This is a genomic window from Corynebacterium glyciniphilum AJ 3170, from assembly GCF_007673095.1.
Lineage (GTDB): Bacteria > Actinomycetota > Actinomycetes > Mycobacteriales > Mycobacteriaceae > Corynebacterium.
In genome coordinates this window covers 39,407-59,034 of sequence record NZ_VDYZ01000010.1, presented here as the reverse complement: position 1 = coordinate 59,034, position 19,628 = coordinate 39,407, and the positions used below count along the sequence as shown (strand labels likewise).

Sequence of the window (19,628 nt, the reverse complement as noted above, 5' to 3'; positions counted from 1 at the left end):
GGAAGCATGAAAGCCATCACCGTAGAACCGGGAAAGGCGGACTCGCTGTCCGTCGAGGAGTTTGACGCCCCCACACCGGGCGACGGGCAGCTTCTGGTGCGAGGTCTCGCACTGGGCGTGTGCGGCACCGACCACGACCTCAACTCCGGCGGGTACGGCTGGGCCCCGGAAGGCCACAAAAGGCTGATCATCGGTCACGAGTCACTCGGTGAAGTGATCTCAGCCCCGGAGGGATCCGGATTCAAGGAGGGTGACCATGTGGTGGGCGTGGTACGACGCCCCGACCCGGAGCCCTGCGGAGCGTGTGCCCGGGGCGAGTTCGACATGTGCCGTAACGGAAAGTACCGCGAACGTGGCATCAAGGAGATCGACGGCTTCGGTGCCGAGCAGTGGGTCATCGACAAGGACTTCGTGGTCAAGGTCGACGAAGCCCTCGGCATCGCCGGTGCCCTGCTGGAACCGACATCGGTGGTCGCCAAGGCCTGGGACCAGGTGGACCGTCTCGGCAACCGCGCCTGGTTCGAACCGTCCTCGGTGGTGGTGACCGGGGCCGGGCCCGTCGGCCTGCTGGCCGCGCTGATCGGCAAGCAACGCGGTCTGGACGTCCACGTCGTCGACCGCGTCACCGAGGGCATCAAGCCGAAACTCGTCGCCGACCTGGGCGCCGAGTACCACACCGGAGAATTCCGGGAGATCCTGGACTCGGTCGACCCGGACATCGTCATCGAGACCACCGGCGCCGGCCCGCTCGTCGGTGCCGCGCTCACCCACGAGCACCCCTATCCGGTGATCTGCCTGCTGGGCATCCGCGAGGGTGACGAGATGGAGGTCGACATCGCAGCTGCCGGTAAAGGCATGGTGCTCAACAACACTGCCGTGGTTGGCTCGGTCAACGCCAATGTTGACCACTGGCGTACCGCGGCAGAAGTGCTGGGCAAGGCCGACCGCGACTGGTTGTCGTCGCTGATTACCCGGACCGTGCCGCTGTCGCGGTTCGCCGAGGCGTTCGAGCACCAGGACGACGACATCAAGGTACTGATCGACCTGCAGTCCTGACAGAGCCTTTCGCCTGCAGGTATCGCAGGCTGACCGTCCCGGCTGACAACAGCGCTGCCAGGGCGGGGATCAGCGCCCATCCGGCAAGGTCCGCGGCGACTGTGCCACCGCTGAGCAGGCTGCTTCCGAGCGCGGCGCCGACGGCTGAGCCGAGGTACATCGCCGCCATCTGGAAGGCGATGACCGGCATGGCCTGAGCCGGCCGGTCGGCGGTCAACGCCTGCTGCAGTGTGGGGACCGTCGCCCACCCTGCCCCGCCCCACAGCACCGCGGCGATGATCCACGCGACGGGATTGCCGCTGAGCCAAGCCACAGCGAAACCGAGCGCGAGGATCACCGGCAGGACGATGAGGAAGGGTCGCGGGCCGACACGGTCGAGCGGCCGTCCGATCAGTGCCGTCGCTCCGACACCACCGATCCCCCAGGCCCAGACCAGTGCGAATCCCCAGTCCCCGAGGCCGCGGGATTCCGCCATCGGCAGGAGATAGGTGTAGAGCCCGAGGCTGGCGATACCGAGAAGAAAAGCCGACAGGACGCCGAGAACGGTCTTCGCCGAACGCAGCACGCTGAACACAGGTGTGCCTCCACCGCTGTCCAGCACCGGGAGGCTGCGGGCGCGCGTGGCCAGTACCACCATGCTGCAGACTCCGAATGCGACGACCAGGGCCATCGTCCACCGCCAACCTGCGGTGTCGCCGATCAGCATGCCGACCGGGACTCCGGCGACTGTTCCGGCGGACAATCCGAAGGTGACCATCGACATCGCGCGGCCCCGTTCGGCGTCCTCCACCATCGCTGCAGCCGTCGCCGTCGCGACTGCGGTGAGGATGCCGGCACCAGCGCCGGCGATGACCCGTGAAAGGAGGAAAACCTCCACTCCGGGCGCCAGGGTGGTGATGAGATTGCCGAGATTGAACACGCCGAGGGCGATCAACAACGCACGGGCGGTGCTGCCGCGGGTCAGCCGTCCTGACAACAGGGGACCCGCCACCGCGTACGCGGCAGTGAACGCGGTGACACCGAGTCCGATCATCGCTGCAGTGGTGGACAGGGAGTCGGCGATCTGGGGTAGGACGCCGGCGAGGACGTAGGCGTCGATGCCGAGTGCGACGGCGGCGACGGTGAGTGGCCAGACCTTCCGGATCACTGCCCTACCTCCTCATATCCGCTCAGCACGGTGTCGACGAGCCCCGGGAACCGTGATTCAAGGTCGGCCGTGCGTAACCGGATCATGCACTTCCGTCCTTCCGCGCGGACGAAGACCACGCCCGATTCCCGTAGGAGGCTGGTGTGATGGGTCAGCGTGGAGCGTGGCAGGTCGGGTCCGAGGTCGATGCTGTCGACCTCGCCCCGGTCGGCCAGGATCCGCACCATGTTCAATCTCAGGGGTTCACTGAGCGCGAAGAGCACCCGGTGGATGGTGATGTCGTCGGTGTCGGGATGTTCGTAGGTCCGGGACGGGGACATGTCGTGCTCCTTATTCGTTCGACTATTTCCGCACGATGATAGTGCGAGAATTGTCGCACGGTCAAGAAACAGGGTGCCTCCGACCGTCCGATACAGTCGTCACCATGAGATCTTTCGATGAGCTCGTCGTCGAAGCAGAAACCGCCGACGTGGACGGATGGGGCTTCGATTGGCTGGACGGCCGGGCCACTGAGGAACGGCCACCCTGGGGGTATGCGGGCCTGCTGGCAGCCCGCCTGGGTGCTCTGGCGGAGTCGGATCCCGATGCCTCCGATACCTCCAGCGTCGCAGCCCTGGACATCGACACCGGCGGCGGCGAGGTCGTGAATGAGGCCCCGACGCTGCCGCACCACATGACCGTGACCGAAGCATGGGCGCCGAATGCTGACCGTGCACGCGAACTCCTGGAACCGCGAGGCGTCGATGTCGTCGAGACCGCCGTATCCGGCAATGACCCACTCCCCTTTCCCGACCGTTCCTTCGATCTGGTCAGCGCCCGCCACCCGGTGACCCCGAACTGGGAGGAAATCCACCGCGTCCTGAAACCCGGCGGACACTACCTGGCACAACACGTGGGACCGGCCTCCGGATTCGAACTCATCGAGTTCTTTCTCGGCCCCCGCCCAGCGGAACGCAAAGACCGCGATCCCGAGGGGCCTGACGGAGAAGTCGCCGCCGCCGAGGCGGCGGGGTTGACTGTGGAACGTCTGGAGAAGGCACGCTGCCGGATGGAGTTCTTCGATGTGGGAGCCGTGGTGTGGATTCTGCGCAAATGCGTGTGGTGGGTCCCGGATTTCTCCGTGGACCGGTACAGCAGCAGGCTGCGCGAGCTGGATGCGCAGATGCGCGCCGGCCGTCCGTTCATCGCCTACTCGAGTCGGCATCTCATCGAGGCACGACGGTGACGGAGGGCGGCGTCCAAGAATAATCAGACCGTGGGATGATGCGGGCACTGGACTCAGCGCCAGATAATAGCCGAGTTCAATCCCCACCATCCATGGAGGAATCATGCAGTACACACTTGCCGCCGTCACCAACTCCGACGGCAGCCTGTCCAGCGGCTGGGCCATCGCCCTGCTCGTCGTTATCGCGGTCATCGGTCTCGCGATCCTGGCCTTCGTCATCGCCGCCATCGTCAGTGTGGCCACCAGTGATGTCCTAGCGGCCGGTGGAAAGGCCGTGTGGATCCTCCTGATCCTGGCCTTCCCTATCCTCGGCGCGGCCCTGTGGTTCCTGTGGGGACGGACCGGGCAGTTCACGAAGAATGATGTCCCGCAGCCCAGGTAGCATGCGGTCATGTTCCCCTGGGACCACAACGCCTACTACCACCGGCTGCTCCTCCGGCAGTTGCCGGAGGTCTGCGACCGGGTGCTGGACGTAGGTTGTGGTTCCGGAACGTTCGCGGCCAAGGCCGCCGAACATGCGCCCCACGTCGATGCGCTCGACCGGGTTCCCCGGATGATCGACCGGGCACGGCGACACGTCCCGGATAACGTGACGTGCACTGTCGCAGATGTGCTGGAGTCGCCTCCCTCGCCGGACACCTATGATGCTGTCGTCTCGATCAGCACGCTGCACCACATGGAGTTGACGGATGTGCTGCCGGTACTTGCCGACGCGCTGCGTCCCGGAGGAATACTCGCCGCTATCGCGCTACCGAAAACCGACCTCCGGCGCGAGTGGCCGATTGAGCTCGCGGCAACCGCCACCCACCACATACTCGGGGGATTCTTCCTCGTCAGACAGTCACTGGGATTCCGGAATCCATATGCCACAGATCCCGCCGATGACGTCATGCCGGTGAACCTCTCGCCGGCGTTGAACACCCGTGAGGTCGCCGAGACGGCAGCTGCTGTTCTGCCCGGGGCCCGGGTACGTCGTCTACTGTTCTGGCGCTATCTACTGACCTGGCGGAAGCCCAGGCAATTCTGAACCAGCCGACGTCTCCAGTGACGCTGGCTTGACCCCTTTTACATACATGCTAGTTTGTATGTATGAGACGAACAGCCGAGGACGCGGAAAAGACGCGTCTGGCGCTGCTGCAGGCGGCGTTGATGTCCTTCGAATCGAAGGGGTGGAGGGGGGCAACGTTCGAGCACATCGCCGAACGTGCCGGCGTCACCCGCGGGGCGCTCAACCACCACTTCCGATCCAAGACTGACCTGCTGTCAGCCGCACTCGAGTGGGGATGGCGCACCTACGGGAACCGGCTCTTCACTGACGACCTCCCCGAGAATCCCGCCGTCAAGGACTCCATCCGGTGGCTGACTGACCTCCTCACCGGCTATGTCACGCTACTGCAGAGAGACGACCAGTTCAGGGCGCTGGCTTCCACCACGGTCCTCGTCGCCCCACAGGCAACAGACCCCGGCGACGCCAAGACCCACGCACTGGACGCATGGAAGGACCGCATCGCTGATGCCGTCGTCCTACAGACATCACGACAGGCCCCTGCACCGTCCACGGAGACGGTCGCCGGCATGGTTCTCACCCTTCTCCAGGGTCTCACCGTCACCGCGGTGACCCGACCACACGATCTCCCGCACCCCGATGACCTGGACGCTGCAATGTCAGCGCTGGTGAGGGGGTTGCTCAACACCTAAGGAACACCGATACATCGTGACTGTCCATGATTCCTCCCCGTCACCGCGGGGTACCTCATCAACCCGTGCCCTGATCGTCGCCTCGATCGCGCTCTTCACCGACAATCTCGTCGTCGGGCTCGCAGTGCCCGTCCTCCCCCTGCTGCCCAGTGTCGTCGACGCGGGCCCTACGTGGACCGGCGTCCTGTTCGCCTCCTATGCGGTGGCCGTGGTGATCTCAGCTCTTGTCGCCGGACGCTTCGTCGACCGGTACGGACCGAAAACCCCCTTGCTGATCGGGATGGTCGGCCTCGCCGCCGCCACCCTGCTGTTCGCCACCGGTGGCCCGTACTGGTTGCTGCTGCTCGCGCGGACCGCCCAAGGGATATCCGGCGGCATGTCCTGGGTCGCCGCCCTGTCACTGATCGCAGCGACAACCACCTTCGAGAAACGCGGCCAGCAGATGGGAATCGCGATCTCCATGATCACCGTCGGAGTACTCATCGGCCCGCCCCTGGCCGGTGTCATGGTCGAACACTTCGGCACCGCCTCACCGTTCCTGTTCGCCGCCGCCGTCGCACTGATCGACGGCGTCCTCCGGATCATCCTGGTCAAGGACTCACCCCGCGTCGCCGACGACACCTCCGGTCCTTTCGCGGTCCTCCGGGTTCCCGGCTCAGTGTCCATCGTCGTGGCCATCGTGATCGGTGCCGCCGTGATGGCAGGCGTCGAACCTGTCCTGCCCGTCCACCTGAATGCCAGCGCACTGACCATCGGCCTGCTGTTCGGACTCGCCGCCCTTACAGGCGTCATCGCCAACCCGATTGTCGGTGGCCTGGTGGCTTCGGTGTCGTCGCGCATCCTCATCGGACTCGGGATCGTAGCCGTCGTCGCTTCGCTCCTCACGGTGGGCTATTCAACCGAACTGTGGCAGACGGCGATCGGCATGGGCCTGCTCGGCCTGTCCGCTGCCCTCCTCCACGCCCCGGCGACAACGCTGATCAGTGAGCAGGGGTTCAAAGCACAACCACCAACACTGGGTGGCTCATTCTCTCTCTACACACTGGCCTACGCCGTGGGACTCGCCGGCGGTCCACTGATAACCGGCTTCGCCGTCGAACACGCGGGCTTCACCACCGCAATGCTGATCGCCGCCGCGATTCTCGCGGCACTCGGCGCCGTCTCGCTGCGTCGATTGCCGGATCAACACCTCCGATAACGAGGCGGGATTCTCACCGCGCGGTCTGCTACAGCTGACGTCTTCGGCCCGCTGTCGCCACGCTGTCCAGGCGCGGTTGGAACGATTCCGCCATCATCGCGATCTCATGCTCGGTGATTCTCTTACGCCGGGCCACCTCCCGCCATCCACTCAAAGCTTCCGCGATGTGCTCCATCCGTGTACGCGCCTGAGACAGGGACAGATCACAGTCCTCTGCGAGGGCAAGGAGTCCATCGACCTCATCAGGCTGGGTGTCGGCGCCGGCGATCGAGGTCGCCCGGCTCTTGGTGAGGTCTGGCGTTGGATTCACGTCGAAAGCAGGGCTCAGCGTCCAGAAGCCGCGCTCTGCGAGGAACCCGTGGTTCCGTAGGTGATCGTCGGTGTTTCCCATGGCAACACTCGCGATGACCCGGTCATACAGTTCATGGTGGTCACGCCGCGGGGAGAGCGAGATGTCACGGATCGCTTCGGCGATGTCGACGTAGTCCCGGTGATCGCCGTCCCTGGAACCGGTGGCGGTCATTGCGCTGATGTAGCCGGCCCGCCCCCCTGAGGGAGTCCGGTCAAACCGGTTCAGGACGAGGACGTGACGCTGGCCGACAGGTGTCAGCTGATGCTGCGGCACCCGTATCCCCGCGTTCGCCAACAGGCCAAGTGCGGTGGCTTCCCATGCCATCACGTCCCACTGGTCTCCGGAATGCGGGAACTTCGCTATCGCAAGTGCCCCGTCCTGCAGACGAACGGAGGCTTTCGGTCGTGCCCCTCCCAGACCGGTGGTGCCTGTGTCGAGTAGTTGTTTCACGGCGGAGGACGGATCTCGGTCGGACGCCAGTTCATCACTGGCGCGCAGCAGTTTCGGCAGATCCAGTAGTGGGGGAACGTTCGCCCGCTCCCCCAGGTACTCTGCTTGTCCCTGCAGGCGGAAACGTAGGGCACCCTGGCGTGTGTCATCACTGACACCCAGCAGGTAATCGAGTTCATCGAGTCGCCGGGGCACGCTGTTGTCTTTTCGGGCACGGCTGCGTTCCGCCTTGTCCAGAAGATTGCGGCCCCACCGGTCCGGTGCACTGTCAGCGAATGCTCGGAGAAGGCCGCGCTGGTGTTGCGTTCCGGAGACGGGGAGGAGACCAGGGTCAATGTTCATGCCACCCGCAGCGAGGTAAGCCGGATCGTAGAGGAAGGTCGTCGACACCTCACCACGCCGACCCCGGGTGACGTGTGCCTGTCCCACCGTCCAGGTACGCCCAGCATCTTCAAGGTGAACCTCGACAGTAGTCATCGCGCACGCTTCCTTCCCAGCTTTCCCGCACGAAGCCGTCCGATGTCACTGTTCAACGGGTCGACCGCGTCTATCGCCTGGTCGAGCACCCCGAGCGCGCGCAGCACCTGAGTCACACTGGCGAAACTGACCGATGGATTACCCGTCTCAATTTTTCGGAGGGTGTCACGCGTGATGCCGGCACGCTCCGCAACCTGCTGTGCGGTCAATCCAAGGACCATGCGCCAGCCGCGGATGTGTCCACCGAAGGCCTCGACCTCTCTGTCGATTCTGTACCCCGCCATGTGAAGACTCCAATGTGACGATTTTTATAGCCATTAACGCCTATAATGACGATGATTATCGCCATAGTCTAGACCGTACCCTCAATCAACATCACAATCGAGCATTCCGTAGATGACCGTGTCGGTCCACTCCCCCTTGTTCCACCAGTCCTGACGAAGATGTGCCTCACGGGTCATCCCGACAGCAGCCGCGAGTCTGGACGACGCCGCATTACGTGCGTCCATCTGTGCCGCGATGCGGTGCGCCTGGTGATGCCGGAATGCCAGATCGAGAACAGCACTGACCGCTTCGCGGGCCAGCCCCCGACCGCCGTACGCAGGATCCAGGACCCAACCGATCTCCGCGATACGGTGTTCCCGGTCAGTCCACCAGAGCAGGACGTCCCCCACTACCTGTCCATCCTCTTCGATGATCACGGCGAGAGCCCCACTGTCGCCGTCCATACCGATCTTGACGCACCGGTCCGCAACGTGGCGGGCAGCGTCTTCCTCGGTCCAGGGGTCGTCCAACAGGTGCCGGGCCACGTCTTTCTGCGAGTAGATCCGCCGCAAGGTGCCGGCGTCACCGGGCGTGTGCAGTCGGAGACGGAGGCGGTGCGTGGTCAGGACGGTCAGCGAATGGTCATCCATGGGCATGGACGCAAACCTAACATAGATCGCTTAGGTGGTGATGTCCAGCCATTAGGCTGGTGGGCGTGAATTACTGGGAGCACCGCAAGCCCGTCCAACGCACGCGGACCATCACGGAGCACGACATCGCCCGCGCCGCCGCCGCACTCCTCGACTCCGGTGGGCTACGCGCACTGACGGTCCGGGCGGTCGCGAAAGAACTCGACGTCGCCGCACCGAGTCTCTACTCACGTATCGAATCAGTGGAGGATCTCTTCGATCTCGCACTGGACGAGACGCTCGGGAGCGACCCCGAGATATCCGCGGCACTGGAGGGCGATTCCATCCAGCCACTGATGCTCGCCTACTACCGCCACCTGGTGCGACACCGGTGGGCCTGTCAGGTCATCGGCATGCGGGCTCCCCGCGGCCCGAATTATCTCCGACTGTCAGAGCGGATGTGTGTCCTGCTCGATGATGTCGGAGCCACCGACCCACTCGGGTCTGCCTACATGCTCTCGAACTTCGTCGTCGGCAGTGCCAACGCGTCCCCCATGGTGGACAACGAGCGCACAGCCGCCGTTGATGCCGGGGTCGCGCCGACGTACTCCCGGCTCCACGCCCGACACTCCGTCAATGCCGAGGCGATTGTCATTGCCGGACTCGAAGCACTCGCGGCGCATGCTGCAGAACCCTGAACCTCAATCTCGTCGACACCATTAAACTATCTATGTTAGTTTTGGTGCATGCTCGACAGCTCACTCCTCCCCCTCGAAGGCACCGGCACCCGCCTCCGACCGCTCGCCGACAAAGATGCGCAGGCGTTCGCCGAGGGCACCCAGGACGTCGCCGTCCGCCAGTACGGCCACCTTCCGGAACCTACCTACACCTCCGAGTCCGTCACAGCCATGGTCCGCGACGAGGTCGTCCCTGGCCTCGCCCGCGGCAACCTTGCCGTCCTGACGATCGCCGACGTCTCCACCGACGACTTCTGCGGCAGTCTTGTTCTCTTCGACGCCACCGATGACCGTGCCGAGGTGGGGTTCTGGCTCCATCCGGCGCACCGTGGAACGGGCCGGACAGCCGAGGCCCTGGACCTGGCGGTGTCATTCGTTCGCCGCAGCGGTCTGTCACAGCTGACAGCGCGGACCGTGCCGGCGAACACCGCCTCCCGGCACATCCTGACCCGAGCAGGCTTCACCCTCGTCGGACGATCGGCAGACCGTGCTCCGTCCGGGCACACCACGACGCTTCTGCACTACCGCTACGACATCACCGGGGACGACGCAGCACGGTCCACGTGACGCCGACGCAGCAGCATCGTCGGCACGAATACGACCAGACCACCGACTGCCAGCGCCGCCCCGGCCAGCGCCGGGTACGAGTAGTTGAATCCAGCATCAATCACCGCACCACCGACGGCTGCACCGGCAGCATTGGCGATGTTGAACGCCGACTGGTTCATCGCCGCGGCAAGATTCTGTGCTTCTCCGGCGACGTCCATGAACCGGGTCTGCATATTCACCGTCAACACTCCACCACCGACCGACAACAGTCCGAACAGCAGGATCGCCAACGGCGCGACGGTACTCCCGAAGAAGAACAGCACCAGCATGACGACCATCGTCACCAGCGAACCGACCACAGCTCCGTCGACGTTGATATCGGCGAACCGTCCACCGATCCAGTTACCGACCACCATGCCGATCCCGTAGACCATCAGTACGAACCACATGAGGTTCTCCGGGAACCCGGCGCGCTCAGTCATCGTCCACGAGATGTAGGTGTACACGCAGAACATCCCGCCGAAGCCGATTGCACCTGCCGCCAGGGAGAGGAGCACCTGTGGGTTCACCAGTGCACCGATCTCGGTCGACGGCCGGGTCATCGGCATGAGGGTCATGTGGGGCATCGAGTGCCACAGTCCCGCGAATGAAAGAAGGCCGATGACCGCCACCAACGCATAGGCACTGTTCCAGCCCAGCTGTTGCCCGATCCACTGGGCGACGGGCACACCGATCACCGTGGCTGTGGCCAGTCCCAGGGAGATCCTGGCGATCGCCTGCCCCCGCTTCCCGGGATCGGCCATCGACGCGGCGATCAGGTTCGCGACGGCGAAGTACGCCCCGTGCGGCAGTCCGGCGATGAACCTCGCCACCAGCAGCATCCCGTAGCCCTGGGCTATCACGCTCATGGCGTTTCCGATGACGAACGCCGCCATCAGGATGATGATCAACCGGCGTCGCGGCACACGTCCGGTCAGCGTGGTGATCAGCGGCGCGCCGACCACCACGCCGAGGGCATAGGAGGTGACGATGTGACCCGCCTGGGCCTCACTGATGCCGAAATCGTCGGCGATGATGTTGAGCAGGCCCATCGAGACGAACTCCGTGGTCCCGATGCCGAACCCGCCGAGAGCGAGGGCGAGCATGGCGATCGGCCGTCGCCGGCGTCCCATCTCAGTCTGCCGCGGGACGGGCTTGCGCTGCGCAAGCTGCGACGGCGAAAGACGGGTGAGACGGGACGACAGCTGCGCCTTTGCCCCCATAGTGGAAACTCCTTCACAGGACGTGAACGAACGGACAGAAAGAAACCCCGGGTGTGGGAGAATCTCCCACCCGGGGCCATGGACGGTCCGCGATGATCTCGTTCCATTGTCCGCCTGACGTCCCGACAGGTTCAACCCCGTAAGCGGGTGAGTGCTGTTCCGGCGCCGTGATGTTATTCACACGAATGGTCAGGGAGTACCCACCTGGGCAGTCACCATGCCGGAGTTCCGTGGAATTACCGTGGCCGTCAACGCCGCGACCACCAGGGCCGCCGCTCCGACAAGGACAGCGGGGACCGCTGGCTCGGTGAACCCGGTGGGGGTGAGTTCGCCTCCCGATCCGGTGAACACGGCGGTGAGCACGGCGATTCCCAGTGCGATACCGAGTTCGCGGGCCGTTGAGTTCGTACCCGATGCCGTCGCCTGGTCGTCCGGCGTCACCCCGTGGAGCGTCGCTGTCGCCAACGGGGCGAACACCAGGCCCATCCCCACCCCGGCAGCGACGAACGCCGGAACAAGCACCCGGTACTCGACGGCGGGGTCGAGAAGCACCGAGATCCCGGTCAGTCCACCTGCCATCAACAGCAGGCCGACGATCAGGACCGGGCGGGTCCCGGTGCGTGGGGTGATCAACCCGGTCAACGGTGCCACCACCAGTGGGGCGAGCGTCCAGGGCATCGTCATGATGCCCGCATGCAGTGGGCTGGCCCCTTGCACGAGCTGCAGGAACTGGATCAGGAGGAACACGGCACCGAAGATCCCGAAAGAGAAGACGACACCGATGACGTTCGCGGCGGCGAAGCTCCTGTTCCGGAAGAGGCGCAGCGGCAGCAGCGGCGCGGGGGCCATGGTCTCCCAGGCGATGAATGCGAGGAGAAGTACCGCGCCACCCACCAGCGGGACTACGATCTCGCCGCTGACCCAACCGGCATCATTACCTCGGACGATGCCGAAGGTGAGCGCGAAGATCCCGGCCGCGGCCAGAAGAACACCGAGGACATCCAGTCGTTCGGGACGGCCGTGCGACTCCGGCAACGCATAGCGGACCAGTGGCAGACAGAGCAGGCCGATGGGCACGTTGAGCCAGAAGATCGCCTGCCAACTCAAGCCTTCTACGACCGCTCCACCGATGATCGGCCCCAATGCGACACCGAGACCGGACACCCCGCCCCAGATGCCGATCGCCGCCGGACGTATGTGCGGAGGAACCGAGGTGCTCAGCAGGGTCAGCGACAACGGCATGACTGCCGCTCCCCCTGCTCCCTGGAGTGCACGGGCCGCGATGAGCATTCCGACGTCCTCGCTGAACCCGCACCAGAGGGAGGCGAGTGTGAACACCAGTAGTCCGCCCATGAATATCCGCCGGCGCCCGAACCTGTCCGCCAGGGCCGAAGCCATCAGGATCAGGGAGGCGAAGCTGAGCGTGTAGGCGTTGACGGTCCACGTCAAGGCTTCCAGTGAGGCGCCGAGGTCCTCGCGGATCACGGGTAGTGCGTTGGTCACCACGAGGTTGTCGAGTGCCGCCATGAACATCGGCAGCGATACGGCGAGCATCACCAGCCAGACCGGCCGTCGTGCCTGGTCCTGTTGTCGCAGGGTCCTGTCAGCCATCACGTGTCCTTAGTTGTAATCAGTTGATTACAACTAATCTAAGTAATCAACTGATAGCCTGTCAACGTGAACAAACCCGCACCCCGACGGATCCCCGCGGCCGAACGTCGCGAACTGATGCTCGACGCAGCAAGCGTCGTCTTCGGCGAACGGGGCTATGCAGGTGCGACCACCGACGCGATCGCCGACGCGGCCGGGGTGAGCCAGGCGTACGTGGTGCGCACCTTCGGCTCGAAGGAGAATCTCTTCGCCGAAGCCGCCACCCGCGCGATCGACCGCATCGCCGCGGTGTTCCGCGAGGCAGGCACCCGCTCCCCCGCACCCGGTGCCGACATGCAGTCGGTCCTCGGACGCGCATACGTCGATCTCGTCGCCGACCGCGGCATCCTGCTGACGACGATGCATCTCTTCACACTCGGCCACCACCCCCGCTTCGGGCCGTTGGCCAGGACGGGCATGCTGGACATCTACCGTGTCCTGCGTGACGAGGTCGGGCTCACGGATACACAATGCGAGGAGTTCCTCGCCAAGGGGATGCTGATCAATACCGTCCTCGGCCTCGGACTACCCGGAATCGTCGACGACGAGCCCGAAGCCAGGAACCTGATGACCTGCATCTTCGAGGACGACACCCACGAGGTCCTGTCACTGACCGCCGACCAGGAGCCCTTCACCGCTATCCGCCGCGAGACCCGCCGGGGCCAGCCCTAGACTTCAGATGACTTCAGATCCGTTCGAGGAAGGTACGGATCGTCCCGTTGTCGAAAGCCGCGCGCCGCCAGGTGGGCCAGGTGTGCCCGCCGAGGATGTCATAGCGGAAGTCGATGTTGTCCCTGCCCTGGCGGATGGCCTCGGCCTGCAGCTGGGCAGTCATCACGAACGTCCCGGTCTCGACCGGGCCACCGACGAAGAATGCGGCGACCGGATCCTTACCCGCCAGTTCTTCGGGGTGAACGATCCCGGTGGAGACGTTGACGATCGTCGGCATGGTGAGCTTGTCCAGGTTGCGCATCGGGTTGTTCGCAGCCCGGCTCGCCTCGGACGTCCACGGTGCCCGGTCCCTGCCGCTGAGATACCGCGAGGTTGCATCGATGGCGAACCGTCCACCCGCAGACTGCGGATCGTAGATCCCGCTGAGTGCATACACCGAGCTGTACTGCTCGGGGTGTTTCGTCGCCAGATTCAACGTCCCGTAGGCACCGGCACTGAGGCCGACCACACCCGTCGTACCCCGGCCACCACCAGGAACGTCGAAAGAAGTCTCCAGGTAGTCCGGGAGCTCGCTGGACAGGAATGTCTCGAACTGGGCGTCGGACGACTCCGCTCCCCCGTCCCAGTTCTGCGACCACGTCCACGGGTCGGTGACCGGGAAGACGAGGGTCATGTCGACGTCAGTGAGCTTATTGACCGCGCCCGCCTTCTCGACCCAGCCGTTGACCTCACCGGAATCACCGCCGTCGAGGAACAGTGCAACATTGTCGTTGTGCGAAGTGAGCGACGGGCGGACGATCACCGAGAAGTCGCGTCCCATCGAAGGAGACGGAACCTGGCATTCGAGCGCTCCGGGAGCGTCCTGCACGGCCGACGTCTCTGCCCCGTCCTGACCTGACACGGAGGCAGCTTCCTCCTCGACGTCCTCCACGTCACGGGGAACGTACGTCTCACAGCCCGCCGGGACGGCCGGGGCTGCGTCCGCCGCGGGGACGGCACAACCTGCGAGAGCGATCGCAGTGGCGACAGTGGCGGCGGCAGCGGAGACGCCGGAGAACAGTGGTGAGGGGTGTACGGTACGTCCCGTATTCAGTTGGATCATGAGTCAGCAGCGTACAGCGCCATGATCGAACCGGGGCCCGAACAGGGGAAAAGCCCGGGAACATCATTCTCCCGACCCACCGACGGTGATGTTTTGCGCCCAGGAGTACCATCACTCCGGTCGCACGCCCCACCACGGCATGTCGCGGCGAGTCCCCCGCCTCTGCCAGGCGCGGTAACGGGTCACCGCCCACCCCATGCGGTAACCGTCACCGCCCCGGCACAGGCAGCGAACTTGTCTCTCCCAAGGAGTACCGTGAGCCCGCACGTCCTGACGATCACTGTCCTGGTGCTGATCTTCCTCATCGGCACATTACGTAATGTCAACCTCGGCATTCTGGGACTTATCGGGGCATTCATCGTCGGCCTTGCTGTCCCCGGCTTCGGTGACGACACCGGGGGTGGTGCCGACGGCGTCTTCGACCAGGTCTTCGCGGGGTTCCCTGTCGACCTGATGATCGCCCTGATGGGCCTGACCTACCTGTTCGGCTTCGCCCAGCAGAACGGCACCATCGACATCATCCTCGGCTGGGCGATGAAGGCGGTGCGCGGAAACCGTGCGGTGATGCCGTGGATATTCTTCGCGCTGACCGGGGCGTTCATGTCCATCGGTGCGATCTTCGCCATCGGCGTCATCTCCCCGCTCGCCATTCCGTTCGCCCGCCGCTACCGCATCAACCAGCTCATGATGGGCATGATGGTGGTCCACGGGGGCATGGCCGGACTGCTGTCTCCGCTGAGTGTGTACGGCATCTACGTCAACGACTTCCTACGCACCAACGATCTCGGCGACCACCAGTGGACACTGTTCCTCATGGCGCTGGGGTTCAATGTGCTGATGGGAATCATCGTCTACATCTTCCTCGGTGGACGCCATCTCTTCGGCGCCCGCGCGCGGGCCGACCAGGACCTCATCGACGCCGACGAATCGGACGGAGTCCCCGCGGAAGCGGGAACCACCACCCGCACCAGGGTCAGTCCGTACCAGATCACCACGATGGTGGGACTCGCCGCGCTCGTGATCGGGGCCGGAATCTTCGGCCTGAACATCGGTGTCGTCTCACTGATCATCGGCGGCTGTCTGGCCATCCTGAAACCGACCGCCTCCCACACCGCACTGTCCAATGTCTCGTGGTCGACGATCATCCTGGTCGGCGGCATGATCACCTACATCGAGGTTCTGGAGGCGGCGGGGACGGTCGACGTGATCTCCGACGCCGTATCCTCCCTCGGAGCCCCGCTGATCGGACTGCTGCTGTTGTGCTACCTGTCGGGGATCGTCTCGGCACTTGCGTCCTCGATCGCGACGATCGGTATCGCCATCACCATGGCCGCACCGTTCCTCGTCAGCGGTGACCTGCCGATCGCAGGGACCGCCGCGGCGATCGCCATCGCGGCCACGGTCGTGGACGTCTCACCGTTCTCCACGAACGGTGCAATGGTCCTGGCCAATGTCGACGCCGCCCACCGCGACCGGTTCTTCCGCCAGATGCTCATCTACTCCGGCGTCGTCGTGGTCATCGGACCGTTGCTGGCGTGGCTGCTGGTGTTCCTGCCGTTCTGAGGTGGGCTGACGGTGGTAGCATGGCCTCGTCACGACACCGGCGGGACGACCCGTACGGCTACCTCTCGAGCAGGGACGACCCCGCAGAAACCCCGGGTACACAGCTATGACCAGTGCATCCGATCGTGCAGGGCACCCCACCACCCTGCGCGGCGCTTTCTCCTCCGCCGTCATCTTTCGCCTCATCCTCGGTTGGGGCACCTTCGTCGCAACCCTCGTCGCCCGGCCGTGGCTCCACGGCACTCTGTCGACACCGGTGCTGACCGCAGTTCTCATCGGGATCATCACCGTCATCATCCTCTGCGCCTTCGGTGTTGTCGCCCAGGCGGAGCATCTGGCCCACCGTCTCGGCGACCCCTACGGCACCCTCATCCTCACCTTGTCGATCGTCATCATCGAGGTCATCCTGATCTCTGCGGTCATGCTCGGCCCGGGTGACCACACCACCATCGCCCGGGACTCCGTCATGGCCGTGTCGATGATCATCCTCAACCTGGTGATCGGTGTCGCGCTCATTGTCGGAGGCTTCCGCCACGGAGGCATGCTCCCGAACCGCACGGGGACGTCGGCCTACCTCTCGGTGCTGGTCGTACTGACGACGATGGCTTTCGTCATGCCGGGCCTCATCGGCTCTGACGGCACCTACACCACCGCCCAGGAGATCCCGATCATCGTCTTCACGGTGATGCTCTACGTCTTCTTCCTCTACCGTCAGATGGGGGCACAGCGCGGTAATTTCCAGGAGGTCGACTCCCGTCCGGAGGAAGCCTCCGCACCGAGTGCCGGCATTCGCGACGTCCTCGTCGACCACCGCCGGGAGATCCTCACCCGTTCGGCCATCCTGCTTCTCACGGTCCTGCCCATCGTGCTGCTGTCCCACGACATGGCCACGCTGCTGGACGACGGACTCGCCCGCGCGGGTGCACCGGTCGCGCTCTCCGGCGTGCTCATCGCCATGGTTGTCTTCCTCCCCGAGACACTCACCACCATCCGGGCCGCGCACCAGGGTGAGATCCAGCGGGTCAGCAACCTGTGCCACGGAGCCCTGGTCTCGACAGTGGGGCTGACGATCCCGGCGGTGCTGACCATCGGCATGCTCACCGGCCAGCGGGTCGAGCTCTTCGAGTCGCCGACGAACCTGGTTCTCGTGGCGGTCACGCTGATGCTGTCGGTGGCGACGTTCACCGGGCGCCGGGTCACGGCCCTCCACGGCGCAGCGCACCTAATGGTGTTCTTCGTGTTCGGGTTGTCCATCTTCGCCTGATCCGAGCCCGCAACTATGTCAGTTTCAGGCACTCAAGATTCCACGATGACCAAGCACCTCCCGTAAGTTCTCCGCACCAACGAACTGGATCGCGGTGAAACCGAGTTCATTCGCGGTTTCGACGTTATGCACTGAAACATCGATGAATACGGACGTGGCAGGATCAATACCGTAGCGTTGGATCAGACGACGGAAAATTACCGGATCGGGTTTAGCTACTCCTTCTTGACCGGAGACAACAAGACCTTCCAGCTTGCGGATGCAAGGAGCCTGACGACGCGCATGATGTATGGTTTCAGCCGACCAGTTAGTCAGCCCAAGCAGTCTCACACCCGTGGCCTCAAGGTCGTCGACGACCTCCGCGGTTCCAGGAACGGGCCCCGTCAGCGACCGGTCAAAGTGAGCATAGTAATGCTCGATGAATTCACCGTACCGGATTCCTCTCTCGTATGCCTGGGAAATTACCCCGTCCAGCGGAACACCTTTATCCGCCATGATGTTCAGAGCACTAAAGTCTGCCCTGTAGGCGGCCTCCTTCCATTCAACTCTGCTCATGTCATCACAGAAGGGCAGATAAGGGTCCCAGCCGATGAGAACTTTTCCGAGATCAAAAACAACAGCCTCACATCGAAGGTCACGCGGGTTCATTCTCATCACCTACCTTCCTTAGGAGTCAGGTAAATCGTCGGCACATTCTCGCAGGATTTCGCCGATCAACCCGATAACAGCCTCGGCATCTGACCGATTTGGATCCTGTGCAGGGTCATAGATCGTCACGCTCATCCCCACACAGTCCCCGGCACGAACAGCACCGCCTACAACAGCCTTCAGCTGCGCCATATCAAGTCCACCAGGTTCATCTGGGTAATCAGGCAGGCCTTGGGCGGGAAACACCACTGGATCGAGCACATCCAGATCCACATGTAACCACCAACCGTCGGCATGTTGACGCAAGTGTTCCGCCGCACCCCGACCCGAGTTCTCCGGGAAACTGTGCATCTGATCGAGGTTCCTCGACCACACCCCCACGTCTGCGAGGCTGCCGACATTGAACCGTCGGCGCCATTCTGCGTCACGCTGACCTATCATCGCCAGACGGTGCCGATCCAATGCCGGGAGTTTTCCAGCGAGTGGACCCGCTAGCTGACGGCCCGTTAGTCCGAGCAATAAACCGATCTCGCAGTTCGCAGCTTCGCCATCCTCAACGACATCCAGTGGCATGGTGTCCTCGTGCCCGTCGATAAACAACAGACCGATGCGGCCAAGAGCGTCACGCACCCCGGTAACCACCCCGAGCAGCAGTGAACAGTCACCCCCGACGACGACAGGAAACCTGTGAGCCCCGAGCGACTCGGCCACCCTCATGTTCAGCTGATCAGTCATCTCCATAAGGGCAGGTTCATTGAGTAGGTTTGTCTGCGCTCCTCGAACGGACTCCCCCGGCGGCAGTCGAAGATCCCCACGGTCCCGGAGATCATGGGGACGCACGGCTTCAACCAGCCCGGTTTCGCGGAGCACTGTGGCAGCGTAATCCTGATGTCCAGTCCGACCGTAGCCGTCAAAGGGCACGCCAATCAGATCGATGTTCATCAGGGGGCATATTACCAGCTGACGGGGACGGCAGCGACGCGCAAAGAACCGCGTGTTAATGATCCCTATGCTCGTAGATGGATTATGCTGGTCAGGCGAGCCATTCAACGATCTGGACTCCGAAGAAGCCAAAGAGAATGCCCCACAGGGTGATGGCGATCCCCGTCCATAGATATACCGTGCCTTTCCTTGCCCCGAGCGCCGCCAATGTCGGCGAAGTCACCTGACTCGGCAGAAACGGAGCCGCCAGGATAATTGTGCCCGGCACGCCGAAACGCTGCAGATACCTGGCCACACGCTGTTTCCCTTTGGAAATCGGACGCCCTTCCCGTCCGCGCATTGCAGCGTTACGGGTCCGCCCCATTAGCGCGATGAGTAGAAAAGTACACACGATATTCCCCGCCACGGCCGCGGGCACCGCAATGAGCGGATCGATCCCCACGATCGTGCCGATGAAGCTGCCGAAATAGGACTCGATGAACGGAATCGCCCCGAAGACCAGTAGGACCGCAACCTGTTCCCGCGAGTCGAGTCCCGCAGCGAACTGCGTCAGACGGACGAAAAGATCCTGGACAAAATCAAAGGACATGTCGCGCTCCTTAAAATGAGAGTTGTTTTTACCGGAATTCCAGGCATTTACAGTTTCACATTTCACGGCCTCTGGCCGACAGGGCCGGGAGTCACCACCTGTTCTGATAATTCAACACACCTGAGATGACAGATGTCACGGGCAGAAATGATGA

Annotated in this window: 22 protein-coding genes; 11 read left to right on the top strand and 11 right to left on the bottom strand. The window is 63.8% G+C overall.

Annotation, left to right across the window (positions count from 1 at the left end; all coding sequences use genetic code 11):
* Positions 1-6: 6 nt before the first annotated feature.
* On the top strand, positions 7-1,056 hold the full coding sequence (locus FS507_RS10855; protein ID WP_145942805.1) for a glucose 1-dehydrogenase: 1,050 nt from the start codon (positions 7-9) through the stop codon (positions 1,054-1,056).
* Here the strand turns inward: FS507_RS10855 and FS507_RS10850 are convergent.
* Together FS507_RS10850 and FS507_RS10845 are read right to left on the bottom strand one after the other, a co-directional pair.
* Positions 1,028-2,203 (bottom strand): MFS transporter, encoded by a 1,176-nt coding sequence (locus tag FS507_RS10850; protein WP_145942804.1) that lies wholly within the window; start codon positions 2,201-2,203, stop codon positions 1,028-1,030. The two genes, FS507_RS10855 and FS507_RS10850, sit on opposite strands and share 29 nt — an antisense overlap.
* The gene (locus FS507_RS10845; protein ID WP_145942803.1) at positions 2,200-2,523 is read right to left on the bottom strand and encodes an ArsR/SmtB family transcription factor; all 324 of its coding nucleotides are present in this window, start codon (positions 2,521-2,523) and stop codon (positions 2,200-2,202) included. Before FS507_RS10845 ends, FS507_RS10850 begins: the two co-directional genes overlap by 4 nt.
* A 104-nt stretch (positions 2,524-2,627) precedes the next feature.
* Here FS507_RS10845 and FS507_RS10840 point away from each other — a divergent pair, with 104 nt between their 5' ends.
* The 5 genes from FS507_RS10840 to FS507_RS10820 all read left to right on the top strand — a co-directional run bounded on the left by FS507_RS10840 (position 2,628) and on the right by FS507_RS10820 (position 6,324).
* Positions 2,628-3,428 (top strand): class I SAM-dependent methyltransferase, encoded by an 801-nt coding sequence (locus FS507_RS10840; RefSeq protein WP_145942802.1) that lies wholly within the window; start codon positions 2,628-2,630, stop codon positions 3,426-3,428.
* Between the two features lie 103 nt (positions 3,429-3,531).
* A complete protein-coding gene (locus tag FS507_RS10835; RefSeq protein WP_145942801.1) occupies positions 3,532-3,810 on the top strand; it encodes a PLDc N-terminal domain-containing protein in 279 nt (92 codons plus the stop codon).
* A 9-nt stretch (positions 3,811-3,819) separates the two neighbouring features.
* Positions 3,820-4,455: a class I SAM-dependent methyltransferase gene (locus FS507_RS10830; protein WP_145942800.1), complete on the top strand. Its 636-nt coding sequence runs from the start codon at positions 3,820-3,822 to the stop codon at positions 4,453-4,455.
* Positions 4,456-4,517: 62 nt separating this feature from the next.
* Positions 4,518-5,126: a TetR/AcrR family transcriptional regulator gene (locus FS507_RS10825; protein ID WP_145942799.1), complete on the top strand. Its 609-nt coding sequence runs from the start codon at positions 4,518-4,520 to the stop codon at positions 5,124-5,126.
* 16 nt (positions 5,127-5,142) lie between these two features.
* Positions 5,143-6,324, top strand: a complete 1,182-nt coding sequence (locus tag FS507_RS10820) for an MFS transporter (protein ID WP_145942798.1) — start codon at positions 5,143-5,145, stop codon at positions 6,322-6,324.
* A gap of 28 nt (positions 6,325-6,352) precedes the next feature.
* Here the strand turns inward: FS507_RS10820 and FS507_RS10815 are convergent, their stop codons facing one another.
* The 3 genes from FS507_RS10815 to FS507_RS10805 form a co-directional block, all read right to left on the bottom strand.
* Positions 6,353-7,603, bottom strand: a complete 1,251-nt coding sequence (locus tag FS507_RS10815; RefSeq protein ID WP_145942797.1) for a type II toxin-antitoxin system HipA family toxin — start codon at positions 7,601-7,603, stop codon at positions 6,353-6,355.
* A complete protein-coding gene (locus FS507_RS10810) occupies positions 7,600-7,887 on the bottom strand; it encodes a helix-turn-helix domain-containing protein (protein WP_145942796.1) in 288 nt (95 codons plus the stop codon). The genes FS507_RS10815 and FS507_RS10810 overlap by 4 nt, the downstream gene beginning before the upstream one ends.
* An 81-nt stretch (positions 7,888-7,968) precedes the next feature.
* Entirely contained in the window at positions 7,969-8,523 is a 555-nt protein-coding gene (locus tag FS507_RS10805; RefSeq protein ID WP_260853332.1) for a GNAT family N-acetyltransferase, read from the bottom strand.
* A gap of 59 nt (positions 8,524-8,582) precedes the next feature.
* On the opposite strand from FS507_RS10805, the gene FS507_RS10800 reads away from it, so the two are divergent.
* Together FS507_RS10800 and FS507_RS10795 are read left to right on the top strand one after the other, a co-directional pair.
* On the top strand, positions 8,583-9,194 hold the full coding sequence (locus tag FS507_RS10800; protein ID WP_145942795.1) for a TetR/AcrR family transcriptional regulator: 612 nt from the start codon (positions 8,583-8,585) through the stop codon (positions 9,192-9,194).
* Positions 9,195-9,242: 48 nt separating this feature from the next.
* Positions 9,243-9,800: a GNAT family N-acetyltransferase gene (locus FS507_RS10795; RefSeq protein WP_145942794.1), complete on the top strand. Its 558-nt coding sequence runs from the start codon at positions 9,243-9,245 to the stop codon at positions 9,798-9,800.
* Here the strand turns inward: FS507_RS10795 and FS507_RS10790 are convergent.
* Complete coding sequence (locus tag FS507_RS10790; protein WP_440130349.1) at positions 9,761-11,044, bottom strand: MFS transporter; 1,284 nt, start codon at positions 11,042-11,044, stop codon at positions 9,761-9,763. The genes FS507_RS10795 and FS507_RS10790 overlap by 40 nt on opposite strands.
* Before the next feature lie 189 nt (positions 11,045-11,233).
* Positions 11,234-12,655: a DHA2 family efflux MFS transporter permease subunit gene (locus FS507_RS10785; protein ID WP_145942793.1), complete on the bottom strand. Its 1,422-nt coding sequence runs from the start codon at positions 12,653-12,655 to the stop codon at positions 11,234-11,236.
* 66 nt (positions 12,656-12,721) lie between these two features.
* On the opposite strand from FS507_RS10785, the gene FS507_RS10780 reads away from it, so the two are divergent.
* On the top strand, positions 12,722-13,366 hold the full coding sequence (locus FS507_RS10780; protein WP_260853328.1) for a TetR/AcrR family transcriptional regulator: 645 nt from the start codon (positions 12,722-12,724) through the stop codon (positions 13,364-13,366).
* 13 nt (positions 13,367-13,379) lie between these two features.
* Here the strand turns inward: FS507_RS10780 and FS507_RS10775 are convergent, their stop codons facing one another.
* Positions 13,380-14,468: an alpha/beta hydrolase gene (locus FS507_RS10775; protein ID WP_145942792.1), complete on the bottom strand. Its 1,089-nt coding sequence runs from the start codon at positions 14,466-14,468 to the stop codon at positions 13,380-13,382.
* Between the two features lie 255 nt (positions 14,469-14,723).
* Between FS507_RS10775 and FS507_RS10770 the strand changes: the two genes are divergently transcribed.
* Both FS507_RS10770 and FS507_RS10765 read left to right on the top strand, forming a co-directional pair.
* Positions 14,724-16,031 carry an SLC13 family permease gene (locus tag FS507_RS10770; RefSeq protein ID WP_145942791.1) on the top strand — a complete coding sequence of 436 codons (1,308 nt, stop codon included), beginning with the start codon at positions 14,724-14,726 and terminating at the stop codon, positions 16,029-16,031.
* A 106-nt stretch (positions 16,032-16,137) separates the two neighbouring features.
* Positions 16,138-17,295: a calcium:proton antiporter gene (locus FS507_RS10765; protein ID WP_145942790.1), complete on the top strand. Its 1,158-nt coding sequence runs from the start codon at positions 16,138-16,140 to the stop codon at positions 17,293-17,295.
* Between the two features lie 24 nt (positions 17,296-17,319).
* On the opposite strand, the gene FS507_RS10760 is transcribed toward FS507_RS10765, so the two are convergent.
* The 3 genes from FS507_RS10760 to FS507_RS10750 all read right to left on the bottom strand — a co-directional run bounded on the left by FS507_RS10760 (position 17,320) and on the right by FS507_RS10750 (position 19,474).
* Positions 17,320-17,943, bottom strand: coding sequence for an HAD family hydrolase (locus FS507_RS10760; RefSeq protein ID WP_186314650.1), 624 nt, complete (start codon positions 17,941-17,943; stop codon positions 17,320-17,322).
* 18 nt (positions 17,944-17,961) lie between these two features.
* The gene (locus tag FS507_RS10755; RefSeq protein WP_260853325.1) at positions 17,962-18,885 is read right to left on the bottom strand and encodes an arginase family protein; all 924 of its coding nucleotides are present in this window, start codon (positions 18,883-18,885) and stop codon (positions 17,962-17,964) included.
* Positions 18,886-18,976: 91 nt separating this feature from the next.
* Positions 18,977-19,474 (bottom strand): hypothetical protein, encoded by a 498-nt coding sequence (locus tag FS507_RS10750; protein ID WP_145942788.1) that lies wholly within the window; start codon positions 19,472-19,474, stop codon positions 18,977-18,979.
* Positions 19,475-19,628: the final 154 nt, after the last annotated feature.

Bases quoted from the DNA above. Each gene is read 5' to 3' on its own strand.
- FS507_RS10755 (WP_260853325.1), bottom strand. From the start codon at position 18,885: ATGAACATCGATCTGATTGGCGTGCCCTTTGACGGCTACGGTCGGACT.
- FS507_RS10775 (WP_145942792.1), bottom strand. From the start codon at position 14,468: ATGATCCAACTGAATACGGGACGTACCGTACACCCCTCACCACTGTTC.
- FS507_RS10760 (WP_186314650.1), bottom strand. From the start codon at position 17,943: ATGAACCCGCGTGACCTTCGATGTGAGGCTGTTGTTTTTGATCTCGGA.
- FS507_RS10835 (WP_145942801.1), top strand. From the start codon at position 3,532: ATGCAGTACACACTTGCCGCCGTCACCAACTCCGACGGCAGCCTGTCC.
- FS507_RS10825 (WP_145942799.1), top strand. From the start codon at position 4,518: ATGAGACGAACAGCCGAGGACGCGGAAAAGACGCGTCTGGCGCTGCTG.
- FS507_RS10765 (WP_145942790.1), top strand. From the start codon at position 16,138: ATGACCAGTGCATCCGATCGTGCAGGGCACCCCACCACCCTGCGCGGC.
- FS507_RS10840 (WP_145942802.1), top strand. From the start codon at position 2,628: ATGAGATCTTTCGATGAGCTCGTCGTCGAAGCAGAAACCGCCGACGTG.
- FS507_RS10845 (WP_145942803.1), bottom strand. From the start codon at position 2,523: ATGTCCCCGTCCCGGACCTACGAACATCCCGACACCGACGACATCACC.
- FS507_RS10855 (WP_145942805.1), top strand. From the start codon at position 7: ATGAAAGCCATCACCGTAGAACCGGGAAAGGCGGACTCGCTGTCCGTC.
- FS507_RS10805 (WP_260853332.1), bottom strand. From the start codon at position 8,523: ATGCCCATGGATGACCATTCGCTGACCGTCCTGACCACGCACCGCCTC.
- FS507_RS10795 (WP_145942794.1), top strand. From the start codon at position 9,243: ATGCTCGACAGCTCACTCCTCCCCCTCGAAGGCACCGGCACCCGCCTC.
- FS507_RS10810 (WP_145942796.1), bottom strand. From the start codon at position 7,887: ATGGCGGGGTACAGAATCGACAGAGAGGTCGAGGCCTTCGGTGGACAC.
- FS507_RS10750 (WP_145942788.1), bottom strand. From the start codon at position 19,474: ATGTCCTTTGATTTTGTCCAGGATCTTTTCGTCCGTCTGACGCAGTTC.
- FS507_RS10830 (WP_145942800.1), top strand. From the start codon at position 3,820: ATGTTCCCCTGGGACCACAACGCCTACTACCACCGGCTGCTCCTCCGG.
- FS507_RS10785 (WP_145942793.1), bottom strand. From the start codon at position 12,655: ATGGCTGACAGGACCCTGCGACAACAGGACCAGGCACGACGGCCGGTC.
- FS507_RS10815 (WP_145942797.1), bottom strand. From the start codon at position 7,603: ATGACTACTGTCGAGGTTCACCTTGAAGATGCTGGGCGTACCTGGACG.
- FS507_RS10790 (WP_440130349.1), bottom strand. From the start codon at position 11,044: ATGGGGGCAAAGGCGCAGCTGTCGTCCCGTCTCACCCGTCTTTCGCCG.